The following is a 17717-nucleotide window of genomic DNA, read 5'->3' on the forward strand; positions in this document are numbered from 1 at the left end:
CCCCCTCAAGCGCCCCGCCGCGGCGAGGGCCCTTGCGCCGCCGGTCAGGCCGCGCGCACCTCGGTCACTTCGGGAACGTAATGCTTCAACAACCCCTCGATGCCCTGCTTCAGCGTCGCTGTCGAGGAGGGACAGCCCGAACAGGCGCCCTGCATCTGCAGATAGACCACGCCTTCGCGGAACCCGCGATAGACGATATCGCCGCCATCGCCCGCGACGGCAGGGCGCACGCGGGTTTCGATCAGCTCGCGGATCTGGGCGATCACATCGGCGTCTTCGGGATTGTCCTCAACCGTTTCGCCCTCTGCCGGAACGGCAAAGCCTGCCGCATCGCCGCCCGCGAAAAGCGGCGCTTCGGACACGAAATGATCAAGCAGAACGGCCACAACCTGCGGTTTCAGCGCGGCCCAGTCGGCCCCCGGCGCGGCAGTGACGGATACGAAATCCGAACCGAAGAACACGCCCGTCACATCGCCCATCGAAAACAGCGCCGATGCCAGCGGCGAAGCCTCTGCCGCTTCGGGGTCCGCAAAGTCGCGGGTGCCCGATGCCATGACCTGCCGTCCGGGCAGGAATTTCAGCGTGGCGGGATTGGGGGTCGTTTCGGTTTCGATAAACATGGTGGTGATTTAGGGGAAGCGGCGCGCCATTCAAGCGGCGATTGCTTGCACGGGCGATAGAGCGGCTTTCCGGCGCGGAACGGGTGATGCTTTCGGCGGTTCTGCCGGAAATCCTATTCACTGGCGCTTCATTGCGTCGCTTCCTATACAGGTTTCATGAAATTCCAATCCCGCCAAGCGGTCATTGCCGCGCTTTCCGCCCTGCTTGCTTCCACCTCGCTCGTCGCGGTTCCCGCCGCCGCCCAGCCCGCCCCGTCGGCAGAGGCCAAGCGCGACTGGCCGCAAGTGGAACAGGATCGTCCGTGGCTCTATCGCGGCAGCGACATTCCGGTGGACGAGGAATGGGTCTTCGGCGAATTGCCCAATGGCCTGCGCTATGCGGTGCGGCATAACGACATTCCCGCGCGGCAGGTTTCGGTGCGCGTCGCGGTTGACGCCGGTTCGATCCACGAGGCGGATAGCGAGCGCGGCTTTGCCCATTTGCTGGAACATCTGGTTTTCCGCGAAAGCAAATATCTGGCGAACGGCAAGGCCATCGAACGCTGGCGCGAACTGGGCACCACCATCGGCGCGGATACGGGGGCGTTCACGTCGCCCACGCAGACCGTGTTCAATGTCGATGTGCCCGAAACGGATCAGGCCAAGCTGGCCGAAGTGTTCCGCCTGCTGTCGGGCATGGTCACGGGGCCGGTGCTGACCGATGCCAATGTGCAGACCGAACTGCCCATCGTGCTGGCCGAACGGCGTGAACGCGGCGCGGCGGGGCGGCGCATTTCCGAAGCGACGCAGCAAACCTATTTCGCGGGCCAGCGCATTGCCGAACGCCTGCCCATCGGCACGGTGGAAACGCTGCAGGCCGCCAATGGCAAAAGCGTCAAGGCGTTTTACGACCGCTGGTACCGGCCCGACAACACGATCATCGTGGTCGCGGGCGATTTCCCGACGGCGGTGCTGGAACAGGCAGTGAAGACGGCGTTCGGCGGCTGGAAGGTTTCGGGCAAGGCGACCCCCGCGCCCGCTTTCGGCGATCCGGTGCCCGGCCCCGATGCCAAAACCGCACCCGGCGCGCTGGCGCCGGTGGACAAGGTCAGCGTGCTGGTCGAACCCGATCTGCCGCGCAATATCGGCTATGCCGTGATGCGACCGTGGCGGCCGGTGGTCGACACCATCGTCTATAACGAAGGGCTGCTGACCGATCAGCTGGCGATGTCGATCATCAACCGCCGGCTTGAATCACGGGCGCGGGCAGGGGGCAGCTATCTCGCCGCGTCGGTCGCGCAGGACGATCTGAACCGTTCGACCGATGCCACCTTTGTGTCGATCACCCCGCTGGGTGCCGACTGGAAGGGGGCGTTGCTGGACGTGCGCGCGGTAATCAGGGACGCGATCGAAAACCCGCCCACGCAGGAAGAGATCGACCGCGAGGCGGCGGAGTTCGAAAACGCGTTCCGCGTCGGCGTGGAAACCCGCGACGTGCAGCAGGGCGCCGATCTTGTCGACAATGTGGTCGAGGCGATCAATATCCGCGAAACCGTCGCCGCGCCCGAAGTGGTGTTGAGCGTGTTCGAGGGGATGAAGCCCAAGCTAACGCCCGATGTCCTGTTGCAGCATACCAGACAGCTGTTCAGCGGTGATGTCGTGCGCGGATTGATGAGCGTGCCCAACGCCAGCGAAGCGGACGAGGCCGCGTTCCGCGCCGCCCTGCTGGAACCGGTGGAGGCCGACGATTCCGCACGCGTTCCCGCTGCCGCGATTTCGTTTGACGAGCTTCCCTCGCTCGGCACGCCGGGCAGCGTGGAGGCAAATGCCGCGACCGGATTGTTCGAGATCGAATTGCTGCGCCTGTCGAATGGAGTCACCGCGATGATCTGGCCCAGCACGGCGGAACCGGGCCGAGTCAGCGTTCGGGTGCGTTTCGGCGCGGGCTATGGCGCGTTCGATGCGGACGACAATGCCGAGATCGCGCTGGGCGAGGTTGCCCTGATGGGCGCGGGTACCGGAGAGCTGGACCAGGACGCGCTCGACCGGATTACCACGGGCCGCAAGATGGGCCTGCAGTTCGGGATCGAGGATAGCGAATTCGTCTTCGCGGGCGAGACCCGTGCCGCCGATCTTGAGGATCAGCTGTATCTGTTCGCGGCCAAGCTGGCCGATCCGCGCTGGGATACCGCCCCGCTGGAACGCGCCAAGGCGGGCCTGTCGATCAGCTATGACAGCTTTGCCGCAAGCCCGTCGGGCATTCTGAACCGCGACTTCGAATATCTGCTGCGCGGAGAGGACCCGCGTTTCAGATCGCCCACCCCGGCCGAACTGGAAGCCGTGAGCGCCGAGGACTTCAAGGCGACCTGGGCGCCCGTTCTGGCGAGCGGACCGGTGCAGGTTGAAATCTTCGGCGACTTCGACCGCGCTGCGGGGATTGCCGCGCTGGAAAAGACATTCGGCGCATTGGCCCCGCGCGAACCGGCGGCGGCCAAGCCGCAATTGTCCACCCCGCCCAAGACAAGCGACACGCCCGTCGTGCTGACCCATCGCGGCGACGCGGACGAGGCGGCGGCCGTGGTCGCATGGCCCACGGGTGGCGGGCGCGACGATGTGACCCTGTCGCGCAAGACGCAGGTATTGACGCAGATTTTCTCCAACCGTCTGTTCGATGCGATGCGCGAAAAGCTGGGCGCCAGCTATTCGCCCAATGTCGCCTCGCGCTGGCCGCTGGACCGCGAAACGGGCGGATCGATCATCGCCATGGCGCAGGTCGAGCCGGACGAGGTGCAGGTGTTCTTCGACACGGCGACCAGCATTGCCGAAGACCTTGCAACCAATCCGCCCAGCGCCGAGGAAATCGCCCGCGTCACCGAACCGCTGCGCAGCTATATCGAGCGTGTGTCGAGCGGTAACGGTTTCTGGTTGAGCGAGTTGAGCGGCGCATCGCGCGATCCGCGCCGGATCGACCAGATCAGGACGATCATCCGCGATTATTCGCAGGTCACTCCCGAAGAGATGCAGGCGCTGGCCCATCGCTATCTGACGGGCGATGCCATGCGGATCGAAATCGTGCCGGGCGCCAGCGCGCGTGCCGGTGACGGATCGGGGGATGCGGCGGCCTCGCGCTGATACGGTAACGCCTGAAACCTTTGCAAAGCCTATCCCCAAGGGGTAAGGGCGGCTCCATTCCGACATTTCGGATGGAGAGAGAAACTGCCGAGGCAACAGGCCCGGCAGGCGATGGAGTGACGAAGTGAACAAGACGGCGGACTGGAGCCCCGAAAGCTGGACATCGAAGGAAGCAAAGCATCTTCCCACCTATGCCGACACGGCGGCGCTTGCCGATGTGGAGCACAGGCTGACCCGCTTTCCCCCGCTCGTCTTTGCCGGCGAAGCCCGTGCGCTGAAGGCCGAGCTGGGCGAGGTCGCGCAGGGTCGCGGTTTCCTGTTGCAGGGCGGCGATTGCGCCGAAAGCTTTGCCGAATTCCATCCCGACAATATCCGCGACACGTTCCGCGTGATCCTGCAGATGGCAGTGGTGCTGACCTTTGCCAGCAAGCAGAAGGTCGTGAAAGTGGGCCGCATGGCCGGTCAGTTCGCCAAGCCGCGTTCCAGCGATGTCGAGGTGAAGGACGGCGTCGAGCTGCCCAGCTATTTCGGTGACAACATCAACGATATTGCGTTCGATGCGGCGGGCCGCCAGCCCGATCCCGAACGCATGGTGCGCGCATACAGCCAGGCGGCGGCGACGCTGAACCTGCTGCGCGCCTTTGCCGGTGGCGGCTATGCCAATCTGCGGCAGGTGCACCAGTGGACGCTGGATTTCATGGACCGTTCGCCGTGGGGAACGCGTTTTGCGCAGACTGCCGACCGGATCAGCGAAGCGCTGGATTTCATGGAGGCATGCGGCGTCGATCCCGCCACCGTGCCGCAGCTGAAGGCCACCGATTTCTATACCAGCCACGAAGCGCTGCTGCTGCCTTATGAGCAGGCGTTGACCCGCCGCGATTCGCTGACCGGCGAATGGTACGACACCAGCGCGCATATGCTGTGGATCGGCGACCGCACCCGTTTCGAAGGGTCGGCGCATGTCGAATTCCTGCGCGGCGTGGGCAATCCCGTCGGCATGAAATGCGGCCCCAGCCTGTCGCCCGACGCGCTGCTGTCGATGCTCGACACGTTGAACCCCAAGCGCGAGGCGGGGCGGATCACGCTGATCAGCCGCTTCGGCCACGAAAAGGTAGAGGCGGGGCTGGCCCCGCTGGTCCGCGCGGTGAAGCGCGAAGGCCATCCGGTGGTCTGGTCGTGCGATCCGATGCACGGCAATGTCATCAAGTCGGAAAGCGGGTTCAAGACGCGCCCGTTCGATCGCATTCTTTCGGAAGTGAAGGGCTTTTTCGCCGTCCACCGCGCCGAAGGCACGCATGCAGGCGGCATCCATGTGGAAATGACAGGGCAGGACGTGACCGAATGCACCGGCGGCGCGGTCGCCATCACGGACGAGGCATTGTCGGCCCGCTATCGCACCCATTGCGATCCGCGCCTGAACGCCGCGCAGTCGATCGAGCTGGCATTCCTGCTGGCCGAGGAACTGAATGCCGAGATGGTCGCCCGCCGCGACGCGGCCTGACACTTCGCCGCGATCCGGCCTGAGCGCCCGCCTTTAGGCCGGCGACAATAGTTAAATTTGCGCGGGGCGGGCACCATAGCCTGCCTCGCGCATTTTTCATGGCATGGGCATCGCCACCAGACCCGCACCGACCGGACCGGCTGATACAGCGGACCGGCAGGCCGCCACGCTTGCGGACCGGTTCCGCACGACCCGCGCCCTGACGCTTGATCTTACCGCGCCCTTGTCCGACGCCGATGCGACCATACAGTCGATGGAAGATGCCAGCCCCGCCAAATGGCATCTGGCGCATACCAGCTGGTTTTTCGAAACATTCCTGCTGCGCGACCATCTGGACGGATACCGCCTGTTCGACGGGAAATATCCTTACCTGTTCAATTCCTATTACGAGGCGGAAGGTCAACGCATCGCCCGCTTTTCGCGCGGCATGCTGTCGCGCCCCTCGCTGGAGGAGATTGTCGCATTCCGCCGCGCCGTCGATGCGGCGATGGAACCGCTGCTGGAGCGCGAGGATTGCGCGCCCCTGATCCAGCTGGGCATCGCGCATGAACAGCAGCATCAGGAATTGCTGCTGACCGATATCAAGCACGCCCTGTTCCAGAACCCGCTCGGCCCGGCGATGTTCGGCCGCCTGACTGAAACCGCGCATCATGCTGCCGACGGCTGGATCGACCATCAGGGCGGTATCGCGCGGATCGGGCATGATTGCGGGACCGACCGTTTCTGCTTCGACTGCGAAGGTCCGCGCCACCGCGTGCTGCTGGAGCCGTTCCGCCTGTCGCGGCGGCTGGTCAGCAATGCGGACTGGCAGGCATTCATCGACGATGGCGGCTATCGCACGCCCTCGCTGTGGCTGTCGGACGGCTGGGCATGGGTGCAGCGGGAAGGCGTGACGGCACCGCTCTATTGGCACGGGGACGAGCAGTTCACCCTGGCCGGTTGGCAACCCCGCGACCCGCAGGCCCCCGTCACCCATATCTCATATTACGAGGCTGACGCTTTCGCATCATGGGCGCAAAGCCGTCTGCCGACCGAGGCGGAATGGGAAGTGGCCGCGATCCGCGCCGACCCATCGGCGGGCCAGCAAATGGACCGCGCCGAAGCGGTGCAGCCTGCGGCCACGCCGGAATTGTTCGGAAGCTGCTGGCAGTGGACGCGATCCGCCTACTTGCCGCATCCCGGTTTTACGGCCGCCGATGGCGCGGTGGGCGAATATAACGGCAAGTTCATGAGCGGGCAGTTCGTGCTGAAAGGCGCCAGCTGCGCCACGGCACGGGGTCATTCGCGGGCCAGCTATCGCAATTTCTTTTACCCGCACCAGCGCTGGCAATTCACCGGCCTGCGCCTTGCGCAAGACATATAGGGATAATCCGGCATGACGGTCCAGCAAGCCTTGCGCATCGTGGACGAGGACGAGGAAGGCATCGACAACGCGTTCCGGCGCGACGTGCTGCGCGGCCTGTCCGAACCGCAAAAGGCGGTCCCCGCGCGCTGGTTCTATGACGAGCGCGGATCGGAACTGTTCGAGGAAATCACGCGCCTGCCCGAATATTACCCGACGCGGGCAGAGAAAGAGATATTGCGCGCCCACGGCAGCGATTTTCGCCGGTCGATCGGCGCGGGCCGCGCGGTGGTGGAATTCGGATCGGGCAGCTCGGCCAAAACGCCGCTGCTGTTACAGGCCATCGAACCTGCGGCCTATGTCCCCATCGATATTTCGGGCGATTTCCTGCGCGCCTCTGCCCGCAGGCTGGCGGAAAAGCTGCCCGACCTGCCGATCCATCCGGTGGAAGCCGATTTCACGCAGCCCGTCACCATGCCCGCCGAGATCGAGGGTGTGGCGCGGCTGGGTTTCTTCCCCGGCTCGACCATCGGCAATATGGTGCCGCGCACGGCCGTCGATTTGCTGCGCGACATGCGTGAAACGCTGGAACGCGGCAGCCCCGATGGCCACCCGCCGCTGCTGTTGATCGGGATGGACCGGATCAAGAGCCGCAAGATCCTGATCCCCGCATACGACGATGCCAAGGGAGTAACGGCGGCCTTCAACCTCAACCTGCTGACCCGCATCAACCGCGAGCTGGCGGGCGACATGCCGGTCGACGCATTCCGCCACCGCGCGATCTGGAACGACGATATCGCGCGCATCGAAATGCATCTTGAGGCGCAGCATGATATCAGCTTCACCGTCGCAGGCCGCGCGTTCACCATGCAGGCGGGCGAGACGATCCATACCGAGAACAGCCACAAATACGGCCGCCGCTCTGCCGCCGCGCTGCTGCTGGCAGGCGGCTGGACGCCCGTGGACCGCTGGAACGACCATGAGAGCCAGTTCATGGTGATACTGGCAGAGGCGAGCCCGCTGCGGTCTGCGCCCTAGGACTGGTCGGCCCGGTCCAGCGGGTTCTCCCGGTAGAATTCCACATGCAGGCGAACTGGGCCAAAAGTCTCGACATGATGGACAGCCTGCGGAGGTATGAGACCCGGCTTGTCCGGCGCGACAGCAATCTCACGCCGGGGCTTGTGAAAGATGAGCCGTGCCGCCCCCTCGTCGACCACCAGCAAGCCCCAGACACCTGCCTTGGTGCTATGCGCATTGCGGATGGCATCGGGCAGGCTCTGCTCGTCGAACTGCGGAGTGGATTTGTACGGCACGGCCATGATCAGCGTTCAGCCTTCGGCTTCGTCTGCATATAACTCGGCTTCCTTTGCGATCAGAATATCTGCCAGGAACCAATAGGCTTCGCCCCAGGCATCGAGGATCTCACTGGTCGCCGAATCACCCAGCACGTCCTTGATCGCGGCGAGAAGGTTTTCCGCAACGATGGGGTAGTGCTCTGGCTTAACGTGGGTTTCGACATGGCGGCGAGCCATGCGCAGGACGGGCCCGCTTAGATTTTCAAGCTTATCGACATTCTCGGCATAGGCGATGATCGCCGCCGCCAGACGCTTGGGCTGCTCGCCCGATTCCTGCGCTGCCATGTCGAACATCGCCTTCACCTCGGGATGGCGGTCGAACATGCGTTCATACATACGCTGCGTAATGGCAAGGCCGTGCTGCTTGAGCGCAGGGGCCGTGGCCTTGACGATCGTCATGGTGTCGGCGGAAAGCGTACGGGACATTGTCGATCCTTATTGATGCATTGGAAATGCATCTATACTCGACACGCAAATAGATGTAAACCGGATGCATCAAATGGAGATTTTACCATCAAGCTGACCCTGCATACCGATTACGCGTTGCGCATCCTGATGCAGGCCGCCGCCAATCCGGGCGTGCGCCTCTCTATTGCCGATGTGGCCGAGCGGCATGGGATCTCGCGCAATCATTTGATGAAGGTCGTCAACCAGCTGGCCACCATGGGTCTGGTCGATACGGTGCGGGGCCGTGGGGGCGGATTCTGGCTGGCTGAAGATCCCGGCAGCATCACTCTGGGGGATGTCGTACGACAGACCGAACCGGGCATGCAGGCCGCCGATTGCGGCAATTGCGTGCTGAAGCGTGGCTGCGGGCTGACGCCGATACTTGGCGATGCGATGGACGCATTCCTGGCCGTGCTCGATCGGACAACCCTGGCGGATGCTGTGGAACGAAATGCCCGCAGCTTCTTCGCCCCCGATGCGAATGCCCCCGTGAAGGAACCGCTGTCCGAGGCGTGAGCGGGTTTGCCGTGGCGTGCAAGCCCAGCTTCACACCCCTGAAACCCGCAATTGCTTGCGCAAAATGCCGCGTTTGACTACCGCGCGCATTCCGCTGGCAGGGCTGGCGGACATTTGCGCAATTATCATTCACGAACAAGAAAGCAAGTATCATGGGTTATCGGGTGGCAGTTGTTGGAGCCACGGGCAATGTCGGGCGCGAGATGCTGGCCATCCTCGCCGAGCGGGCCTTCCCTTATGACGAGATTGCGGCGGTCGCTTCGCCCCGCTCGACCGGGACCGAGATCGAGATTGGCGACACCGGCCAGATGATTAAATGCAAGAATATCGAGCATTTCGACTTTGCCGGTTACGACATTGCCCTGTTCGCGGCGGGCAGCGGCCCGACGGCGGAATATGCGCCCAAGGCGGCGGCGGCAGGCTGCGTGGTGATCGACAATTCGTCGCTCTATCGCATGGACCCCGATGTGCCGCTGATCGTGCCCGAAGTGAACCCGGACGCCATCGACGGCTATACCAAGAAGAACATCATCGCGAATCCCAACTGCTCGACCGCGCAAATGGTGGTGGCGCTAAAGCCGCTGCACGATGCGGCCACGATCAGGCGCGTCGTCGTCTCGACCTATCAGTCGGTGTCGGGCGCGGGGAAGCAGGGCATGGACGAGCTGTTCGAACAGAGCCGCGCGATCTTTGTCGGCGATGCAGTCGAACCCGCCAAGTTCACCAAGCAGATTGCCTTCAACGTGATCCCGCATATCGACGTGTTCCTCGATGACGGTTCCACCAAGGAAGAGTGGAAGATGGTCGCCGAGACCAAGAAGATCCTCGATCCCAAGGTCAAGGTGCAGGCCACCTGCGTACGCGTCCCCGTGTTCGTCGGCCATTCGGAATCGCTGAATATCGAGTTTGAGAACGAGCTTTCGGCGAGCCAAGCACAGGACATCCTGCGCGAGGCACCGGGCGTGATGCTGGTCGATAAGCGCGAGGATGGCGGCTATGTTACCCCCGTCGAATGCGTGGGCGACTATGCCACCTATATCAGCCGCGTGCGCGAGGATTCGACTGTCGATAACGGTCTTGCGCTGTGGTGCGTGTCGGACAACCTGCGCAAGGGCGCAGCGCTGAATGCAGTGCAGATTGCGGAACTGCTGGGCCGCCGGCACCTGAAGAAGGGCTGATCACCCGCACCACTGGCGGAAACATGACAGCCGTCCCTGCCATGTGCGGGGGCGGCTGTTGCTTTATGGCCGAGATAATTGGCGACCGGCGCGCTTGGCGGGTGGCGGCGAACCCGCTAGGCACGCGGGCATGAGCCAGACTGCCGAATTTCCCGTCACCACCGAAACCGTTACCGCCCGCGACGGCACCAGCCTTGCCGTGCACCGCATGGAGCCCGCGACGGGCGAGGCGCAGCGTACGCTGATCCTGCTGCACGGGCTGTTTTCCAGCGCCGAGATCAACTGGATCAAATATGGCCATGCCCGCGCGCTGGCAGAGGCGGGGTTTTCGCTGATCATGCCCGACCTGCGCGCCCATGCACATAGCGCCGCGCCGCACGATCCCGCCTGCTATCCCCCGACCGTGCTGGTCGACGATCTGGAGGATGTGGTCGCGCATTACGCGTTGACCGATTACGACCTTGCGGGTTTCTCGCTCGGTTCGCGGACGTCGCTGGGCGGGGTGATCGCAGGGCTGACGCCGCGGCGGCTGGCGCTGGTGGGGATGGGGCTGGAGGGTTTGCTCGATTTCCGGCGGCGCGCGGGGTTCTTTATCGACGCCATCGACAATTTCGAAACGGCGAAGCGCGGGGACAGGCATTTCTTCGCCGTCTCCTTCATGAAGACGATGAAGATCGACCGCGTGGCGGCGCGGTTGCTGTTGTCCGCCAGCGGGCTGGGCATCACCCGCGAACAGCTGTCCATCCCGCAAATGCCCGTGCTGGTGCTGTGCGGGACAGAGGATGACGACAACGGATCGGCCGAGGATCTGGCAGCGGCGCTTCCCCATGCGGAGATGGCGTGGATTCCCGGCACGCATATGTCCTGCGTGACCGAAAAGGCGCTGGGCCGCGAACTGGTGCGGTTCTTTACAGCCTGAAAATCACCGGAACGGCGGTTCGTTGAACGCGCGCAGCTTGCGGCTGTGCAGGCGCTCACCCTCGGCCTTCAGCAATTCGCAGCTTCTGATGCCGATCTGCAAATGGCCCGCAATCGCCTGCTCGTAAAAGCGGTTGGCCTGTCCCGGCAGCTTCAACTCGCCATGCAGCGGCTTGTCCGAAACGCATAGCAGCGTGCCGTAGGGGACGCGGAACCGGTAGCCCTGCGCGGCGATGGTGGCGCTTTCCATGTCGATCCCGACGGCGCGGGCCAGCGAGAGGCGATGCCCGATCGTCGATACCTGCAATTCCCAGTTGCGGTCATCTGTGGTGACGACGGTGCCGGTGCGCATGCGGCGTTTCAGATCCACGCCTTCGGTTCCGCTGATCTCTTCCGCGGCTTTCGCCATGGCCTGCTGCACCTCGGCAATGGCGGGCAGGGGGATTTCTGGCGGCAGCACGCTGTCCAGCACATGGTCGTCGCGCAGATAGGCGTGGGCGAGCACATAATCGCCGATCTTCTGACTGTCGCGCAGACCGCCGCAATGGCCGATCATCAACCATGCCTCGGGCCGCATGACTGCCAGATGGTCGGTGATCGTCTTGGCGTTCGAAGGGCCGACACCGATATTGACCAGCGTGATGCCGCCGCCATCGGGCGCGATCAGGTGATAGGCGGGCATCTGGTGCCTGCGCCATGCGGTATCGGAAAGCAGGCTGCGCGCATTGTCGCGCCGCTGGTCCAGATACAGCCCGCCCGCGCCGGACAGCGCAGTGAAATTTACCCCGTCCAGCTGCTGCGCCGCCCAGTCGACGAATTCGTCGACATAGCGGTGGTAATTGGTGAACAGCACGAAACGCTGCACATGTTCGGGATTGGTGCCGGTATAATGCTGAAGGCGGGCGAGGCTGAAATCGGTGCGCAGCCCGTCGAACAGCGAAAGCGGCATCGGATCGTCGACATCGCCCACGTCCAGACCGTCGGCAATCTCGTCCCCGATCAGCGCCAGTTCGGTCGCGGGAAAATGCCGGGCCAGTTCGCGCGGCGATACGCCCGCAAGCTCGGCCGCCGCCTCTCCGTCCAGAACATAGGGAAACGGAATTTCCTGCCGCGAAGGGCCGACCGCGATTTCGACATCGTGGTCTTCCATGATCAGCGACAATTGTTCGCGCAAATAGGGGGCGAACAGCTGAGGGCGGGTGATGGTGGTGACATAGCGGCCCGGCGTCGACAGCCGCGCGAAAGACCGGTTCACTTCCGAAGGCCGGCTGCTGCCGGAAAAGCGCAGCCGCAATTCGGGATAGGCATAGGTGCCGTCGTTGCGGCGGGCGCGGTCGGGCAGGGCGCCCGTCGCGGCAAAGGCGACCATGTCGTCCTTCAAAGCGGCGCGGGCCGCGTCGTAAAGCCGGACCAGTTCGGCAATGATTTCATCAGCTGTATTCATCGACAAGAGATAACCGCCCCGTTCCGACATTTCAAAGGCGGCATGACGCACCATGCGAAAATTCCGCCCTTTCAAAAAGGAAAGGGCGCGGACAGCCGATGCCGTCCGCGCCCTTCCTGTCTGTCGCGAAAGCGGTGAAGTGGCCGGTCAGGCCTGTTCTTCGCCGGCTTCCTCTTCGCCTTCTGCGGCATCGTCCACGGCGATTTCGCCGGGTTCCGCATCGGGGTCACGCTCTTCGGTGAAACCGGTCTGTTCGGCGGCTTCTTCCTCGAACATCGCGGCCAGAACGTCCACGCCTTCCGACTGAAGCGCGGCTTCGTCGTCCGAACGGGCCACATTGGCCTTGATGGTCACGTGCACTTCGGGGTGCAAGGCGACGGTCACGTCGAACATGCCGATCGTTTTGATCGGGTGGCCAAGAATGACCATCTTCTTGTCGATGTCGTGGCCCTTTTCGTTCAGGGCCGCGGTGATGTCGCGCACATTGACCGAACCGTACAGCTGGCCGGCGTTCGACGACGCGCGGATCAGCGTGATTTCGGTGCCTGCAACCTTTTCACCGGCCTTTTCGGCTTCGGTGCGCTTTTCGGCGTTTTCGGCTTCCAGGCGTTCGCGGTTGGCTTCGAAGACCTTCTTGTTCGCCTCGTTGGCGCGCAGGGCCTTTTTGTTGGGCAGCAGGAAGTTACGGGCATAGCCGTCCTTCACGGTGACAACGTCACCGATGGTGCCCAGCTTTTCGATCCGTTCCAGGAGGATGATATCCATGGGTCAGACCCTCCTTACTTGACGATGTAGGGCAGCAGGCCGATGTGGCGTGCGCGCTTGATCGCCTTGGACAGCTCGCGCTGCTTCTTGGCGGAGACGGCGGTGATGCGCGACGGCACGATCTTGCCACGCTCGGACATGAAGCCCTGAAGCAGGCGCACGTCCTTGTAGTCGATCGCGGGTGCGTTCTTGGCTGCAAAGGGGCAGCTCTTGCGACGGCGGAAGAAAGGACGGGCCATTAGCGGTCTCCCCGACGGCCGCGACGCTCGCGGTCATTCTTGCGCATCATCACCGACGGACCACCTTCGTGTTCGTCGACGCGGATCGTCATGTAACGGATCACGTCTTCGTTGATGCGGGTCTGGCGTTCCAGCTCTTCGACCACCTTGGCGGGTGCGTCGATGTTCAGCATCACATAGTGTGCCTTGCGGTTACGCTCGATCTTGTAGGCGAGGTTCTTGAGGCCCCAGGTCTCGGTCTTGACGACCTTGCCTTCGTTTGCCTCGACAATCTCGGTCGCGGTGTTCGCAAGCGCGTCGACCTGGCTCTGCGAGAGATCCTGACGCGCAAGGAACACATGCTCGTAAAGCGGCATGCGCCTGTTCCTTTGTCTATACCGATCGCTGACCTACGCCCCCATGGCGAAAGGCCCCTCCGGCTTTCTTCGTTTTCCTTCAATTCGCGGGCGGAATCGCCGCTGCGCCATTCGGGAAAGCGCGCGCCATACAGGGTCTGGCCGGAAAAGCAAGGGCGGGCAGGATAAGACCATGGCCCAATTGCGCCGCACCCGCGTTGGCGGAACCAAAGCCGCGTTTCTTGGCTTGGGTCAAGGAAACCGCGGATCAAGGGGGATAGAGCCCCCGCGGCAACACCGGTGAAGGGATGCAGATCATGGAAGAGCAAACAGTCGTTACCCGCGATGCGGTAAACCTGTCCGTGCGCAGCGTGCAGCCGGACGATCAGGGTCTGCTGAAAGAATTCTTCGGCAATGTCAGCGAGGAAGACCGCCGCTTCCGCTTTCTGAACGCAGGCGCGCGTCTGGGCGACCGGCAACTGGACCCGCTGGTCAGCGTTGACCACTGGCAGACCGAGAATTTCCTTGCCTTCGACACGGTGAACGGCGCGCTGGTCGCATCGGCATTGCTGGCCTGCGATACGGCGATGAAAACGGGCGAGGTCGCCGTGTCGGTGCACAAGGATTATCGCGGGCGCGGCGTGGGCTGGGCCATGCTGGACGTATTGAGCCATGCCGCCGAGGAACGGGGCCTGCGCGAAGTGATCGCGATCGAGGACCGCGAAAACCACGCCGCCATCGAACTCGAACGCGAAAAAGGGTTCGAGGCGCGCAGCTTCGAGGCCGACCCGTCGCTGATGCTGCTGGTCAAGAGTTTCGCCTGACGCGCAATAGCGTTTAGGCTGCCCGCTCGAATCGAGGGGGCAGACATTGGCGACAAGCGACATCGGGGGCGCGACACCGGACCAGCCGGTGGGTGCGCGGCGTATCGAAAGCCTCGACCTGCTGCGCGGTTTCGCCGTGCTGGGCATTCTGGCGGCCAATGTCGTCGGTTTCGCGCGCACGGGGCCCTATTATTACTGGGGCATCCTGCATCCCGCGGGCTTTTGGGAAGAGGCGGGGTGGCTGCTCCAGTACCTGTTCCTCGACGGCAAGCTGCGCGGTTTGTTTGCATTATTATTCGGGGCGGGAATGGCGATTTTTGTCGACCGCGCGGCGGCGCGGCGCGGCATGGCGGGCGCGCTGCTGTTGCAGGGGCGGCGGCTGTTGTGGCTCGCCCTGTTCGGGGCGCTGCATTATTACCTGCTGTTTTTCGGCGATATATTGCTGGACTATGCGGTGGTCGGGCTGGTCGCGATGCTGTTCCTGCCGCTGGGCGCACGGGCATTGCTGTTCATCGGCCTGTTCGCCAGCTTTTACATGGGGATCATGGGCGGCATCGCGCTATGGCCCGCGGACGAGCTGGCCGCGCTCAACGCCCCTGCCGCCAGCGAGGCCCGCACAGCATATGAGGCCGAGGTCGAGGCGATGCGCGGCCAGAGCCACGCCAGCGATGCGGTGCGCAAGACGGGCAGCTTTACCGATCTGGTCGCGTGCCGGCACGAAACGCGCAGCGCGTGGGACCGCATTGCCTTCATGCCGGTGACGGGGCCGGGTTATCTGGGGCTGATGCTGCTGGGCGCCGCGCTGTACCGCATGGGCTTTTTCTCGGGCGGGTGGAGCAGGCGCGGGATGATCGTGTGGGGGGCGACCGGGATCGTCGCGACCGTCGTGTTCACCCTGCCACTGGCAGTCATGGGCATGCAGCATAACCATTATCCCGCCGTCAGCTTCTGGGTGCAATTCGGCCCTGCCTCGCTGCTGCGTCTGCCGATGATACTGGGCTATGCCGCGCTGCTGGTGGCTTTTGCGCCCGCGCTGGGCCGGACGGCTTTGGGCCGGCGTATGGCAGCGGCGGGGCGGATGGCGTTCACGAATTACATCGCTTCCTCGGTTCTGATGGGCGCGGTGTTCCTTGGCTGGGGGCTGGGGCTCTATGGCGACTGGCACCGGCTCGCACTGTGGGCATGGGCGGCAGGCGGCATGGCGCTGATGCTGCTGTGGTCGGCGCCCTGGCTTGACCGCTTCCGCTTTGGCCCGCTGGAATGGCTGTGGCGCTGCCTTACCTATATGCAGCTGTTCCCGATCCGGCGCCGCGACGAGGATGCCGCAGACGCGGGCATTGCCAGCAACGGTTCACCTGCTAAACGGGGCATATAGTCTCAATTGAGAGGAATTTCCTTCCCAATGCGCAAGCTTATCCTCGCCGCCGCGCTTGCCGGTTGCGCCTTTTCGCCGGTTGCCGCCCATGGCCAAACCGCCCCGTCATCGGCAACGCTTTCTCCGGCCGAACGCTCCGATCCTGCCGCCGCCGCGATCAGCGCGGACGAAATTGCCGCCACCGTCACATTCCTTGCCGACGATCTGCTGCAGGGCCGCGACACGGGCAGCGAATATTACGACATTGCCGCTGCCTATGTCGCCTCGCGCTATCGCGCCATGGGGCTGGAACCTGCCAATAATGGCAGCTGGATGCAGGACATCATTTTTCGCAATGCCAGCACTTCATCGTCTGCGCTGACCATCACCACGCCCGACGGCGAAATGGTGCTGGAACCGGGCAAGGATTTCGTCGCGGGCGGCAGCTTTACGGACCGGCAGGTCGATCTGACCGCGCCGATGGTGTTCGTCGGGCAGGGCATCCACAGCCCCGAAAACGGCATCGACGATTATGCGGGCGTCGATATCGCGGGCAAGATCGTGGTGATCGTATCGGGCGCGCCCAAGACGGTTTCGGGCGAGGTCGCGGCGACGCTGGCCAATACCAAGACCAAATATGCCAGCGAGAATGGCGCGGTCGGCATGATTTCGATCCGCAATAAGGAATCGCTGGAACGCCTGCCGTTCGACAAGCTGGTCACCTATCTTCAGGAACCGCGCGAGACGTGGGTGGGCCCTGACGGTCAGGCCAATGTGCAGGACCCGGGTCTGAAGCTGCAGGCCTATATCTCGCCCGAAACGGCGGCAAGGCTGATGACGGCATCGGGCAAGGATCTTGATGCGCTGCTGAAAATCTATGACGATCCCAAGGCAAAGAGCCGTCCCGCCGCCTTTGACATGACGGGCGAGGCGAAAGCGAGCGTCACCACCGACTGGGACGACAAGACCAGCGCCAATGTCGTCGCCATGCTGCCGGGTTCCGATCCAGCGCTGGCCGGTGAATATGTGGTGATGAGCGCGCATCTGGACCATGTCGGCAATCACCTGTCCGATGCCGAAGAGGGCGAGGATACCGACACGATCTATAATGGCGCGATGGACAATGCGACCGGCGTTGCCACCATGCTGGAAGTCGCCCGCGTGATCGCGCACAGCCCGCATCGCCCGCGCCGCCCGATCCTGTTCGCCGCCCTGACGGCCGAGGAAAAGGGACTGCTGGGTTCGGAATATCTGGCCCGCCACTTCGTGCGCGAAGACGGCAAGCCGGTCGGCGTCGTCAATTTCGACATGCCCGTCCTGTTGTACGATCTGGCCGATGTGGTCGGTTTCGGCGCCGAAAATTCGACCATGGGGCAAACGCTGATCAAGGCGGGTGCGGCCACCGGCATCGGGGTGTCGCCCGATTTCATGCCCGAGGAGAACCTGTTCACCCGTTCGGACCACTACAGCTTCGTCAAGGAAGGGGTGCCCGCGTTGTTCCTGATGACCGGCGTGCAGAACGGCGGGAAGGCGGCATTCACCGAATTCCTGTCGACCAATTACCATCAGCCAACCGACGATCTGACCCAGCCGCTCAACTGGGAATCGGCGCGCAAATTCGCGCTGCTGAATTACGAGATCGTGAAGATCACCGCCAATGCCGACGAAGCGCCCAAGTGGTACGAAGGCAATTATTTCGGCGAGAATTTCGCCCCCGACGCGCCCAAGGCTCCGGCCCCCGGTTCGTCGGTTGCGGCGGAATAACGGC

At 63.6% G+C, this 17717-nt stretch carries 17 protein-coding genes; 10 read left to right on the top strand and 7 right to left on the bottom strand.

Annotated features, from left to right (window positions below; all coding sequences use genetic code 11):
- Nucleotides 1–44 precede the first annotated feature (44 nt).
- Nucleotides 45–620, bottom strand: coding sequence for a NifU family protein (locus LOZ74_RS03675; RefSeq protein ID WP_230292948.1), 576 nt, complete (start codon nucleotides 618–620; stop codon nucleotides 45–47).
- Between the two features lie 156 nt (nucleotides 621–776).
- Between LOZ74_RS03675 and LOZ74_RS03680 the strand changes: the two genes are divergently transcribed.
- The 4 genes from LOZ74_RS03680 (at nucleotide 777) to egtD (ending at nucleotide 7612) form a co-directional block, all read left to right on the top strand.
- Nucleotides 777–3731, top strand: coding sequence for a pitrilysin family protein (locus LOZ74_RS03680; protein WP_230292949.1), 2955 nt, complete (start codon nucleotides 777–779; stop codon nucleotides 3729–3731).
- Nucleotides 3732–3855: 124 nt separating this feature from the next.
- A complete protein-coding gene (locus LOZ74_RS03685; RefSeq protein ID WP_230292950.1) occupies nucleotides 3856–5232 on the top strand; it encodes a class II 3-deoxy-7-phosphoheptulonate synthase in 1377 nt (458 codons plus the stop codon).
- A 103-nt stretch (nucleotides 5233–5335) separates the two neighbouring features.
- Nucleotides 5336–6595, top strand: coding sequence for an ergothioneine biosynthesis protein EgtB (gene egtB, locus LOZ74_RS03690; protein ID WP_230292951.1), 1260 nt, complete (start codon nucleotides 5336–5338; stop codon nucleotides 6593–6595).
- A gap of 12 nt (nucleotides 6596–6607) precedes the next feature.
- A complete protein-coding gene (gene egtD, locus LOZ74_RS03695; RefSeq protein WP_230292952.1) occupies nucleotides 6608–7612 on the top strand; it encodes an L-histidine N(alpha)-methyltransferase in 1005 nt (334 codons plus the stop codon).
- On the opposite strand, the gene LOZ74_RS03700 is transcribed toward egtD, so the two are convergent.
- Together LOZ74_RS03700 and LOZ74_RS03705 are read right to left on the bottom strand one after the other, a co-directional pair.
- On the bottom strand, nucleotides 7609–7893 hold the full coding sequence (locus LOZ74_RS03700; RefSeq protein WP_230292953.1) for a DUF1971 domain-containing protein: 285 nt from the start codon (nucleotides 7891–7893) through the stop codon (nucleotides 7609–7611). The genes egtD and LOZ74_RS03700 overlap by 4 nt on opposite strands.
- Before the next feature lie 9 nt (nucleotides 7894–7902).
- On the bottom strand, nucleotides 7903–8355 hold the full coding sequence (locus tag LOZ74_RS03705) for a globin domain-containing protein (RefSeq protein WP_230292954.1): 453 nt from the start codon (nucleotides 8353–8355) through the stop codon (nucleotides 7903–7905).
- A 117-nt stretch (nucleotides 8356–8472) separates the two neighbouring features.
- On the opposite strand from LOZ74_RS03705, the gene LOZ74_RS03710 reads away from it, so the two are divergent.
- The 3 genes from LOZ74_RS03710 to LOZ74_RS03720 all read left to right on the top strand — a co-directional run bounded on the left by LOZ74_RS03710 (nucleotide 8473) and on the right by LOZ74_RS03720 (nucleotide 10989).
- Nucleotides 8473–8892 carry an Rrf2 family transcriptional regulator gene (locus LOZ74_RS03710; protein WP_230278858.1) on the top strand — a complete coding sequence of 140 codons (420 nt, stop codon included), beginning with the start codon at nucleotides 8473–8475 and terminating at the stop codon, nucleotides 8890–8892.
- 152 nt (nucleotides 8893–9044) lie between these two features.
- Entirely contained in the window at nucleotides 9045–10070 is a 1026-nt protein-coding gene (locus tag LOZ74_RS03715) for an aspartate-semialdehyde dehydrogenase (RefSeq protein WP_230292955.1), read from the top strand.
- Between the two features lie 130 nt (nucleotides 10071–10200).
- Entirely contained in the window at nucleotides 10201–10989 is a 789-nt protein-coding gene (locus LOZ74_RS03720) for an alpha/beta fold hydrolase (protein WP_230292956.1), read from the top strand.
- Nucleotides 10990–10992: 3 nt separating this feature from the next.
- On the opposite strand, the gene LOZ74_RS03725 is transcribed toward LOZ74_RS03720, so the two are convergent.
- From LOZ74_RS03725 to rpsF, 4 genes are all read right to left on the bottom strand, one after another.
- The gene (locus LOZ74_RS03725) at nucleotides 10993–12432 is read right to left on the bottom strand and encodes an AMP nucleosidase (RefSeq protein WP_230293804.1); all 1440 of its coding nucleotides are present in this window, start codon (nucleotides 12430–12432) and stop codon (nucleotides 10993–10995) included.
- 147 nt (nucleotides 12433–12579) lie between these two features.
- Nucleotides 12580–13197, bottom strand: coding sequence for a 50S ribosomal protein L9 (gene rplI / locus LOZ74_RS03730; RefSeq protein WP_230278854.1), 618 nt, complete (start codon nucleotides 13195–13197; stop codon nucleotides 12580–12582).
- A 14-nt stretch (nucleotides 13198–13211) separates the two neighbouring features.
- Entirely contained in the window at nucleotides 13212–13436 is a 225-nt protein-coding gene (gene rpsR / locus LOZ74_RS03735; RefSeq protein ID WP_066845972.1) for a 30S ribosomal protein S18, read from the bottom strand.
- Nucleotides 13436–13792 (bottom strand): 30S ribosomal protein S6, encoded by a 357-nt coding sequence (gene rpsF, locus LOZ74_RS03740; protein ID WP_230292957.1) that lies wholly within the window; start codon nucleotides 13790–13792, stop codon nucleotides 13436–13438. The genes rpsR and rpsF overlap by 1 nt, the downstream gene beginning before the upstream one ends.
- A 296-nt stretch (nucleotides 13793–14088) precedes the next feature.
- Between rpsF and LOZ74_RS03745 the strand changes: the two genes are divergently transcribed.
- From LOZ74_RS03745 to LOZ74_RS03755, 3 genes are read left to right on the top strand one after another with little or no spacing between them, the layout of a single operon-like run.
- Nucleotides 14089–14595: a GNAT family N-acetyltransferase gene (locus tag LOZ74_RS03745; protein ID WP_230292958.1), complete on the top strand. Its 507-nt coding sequence runs from the start codon at nucleotides 14089–14091 to the stop codon at nucleotides 14593–14595.
- Between the two features lie 46 nt (nucleotides 14596–14641).
- Nucleotides 14642–15970 carry a DUF418 domain-containing protein gene (locus tag LOZ74_RS03750; protein ID WP_230292959.1) on the top strand — a complete coding sequence of 443 codons (1329 nt, stop codon included), beginning with the start codon at nucleotides 14642–14644 and terminating at the stop codon, nucleotides 15968–15970.
- 27 nt (nucleotides 15971–15997) lie between these two features.
- Complete coding sequence (locus LOZ74_RS03755) at nucleotides 15998–17713, top strand: M28 family metallopeptidase (protein ID WP_230292960.1); 1716 nt, start codon at nucleotides 15998–16000, stop codon at nucleotides 17711–17713.
- Nucleotides 17714–17717: the final 4 nt, after the last annotated feature.

Origin of the sequence: Croceicoccus sp. Ery5 (assembly GCF_020985325.1) — a bacterium.
In the GTDB taxonomy this organism is placed as follows: Bacteria; Pseudomonadota; Alphaproteobacteria; order Sphingomonadales; family Sphingomonadaceae; genus Croceicoccus.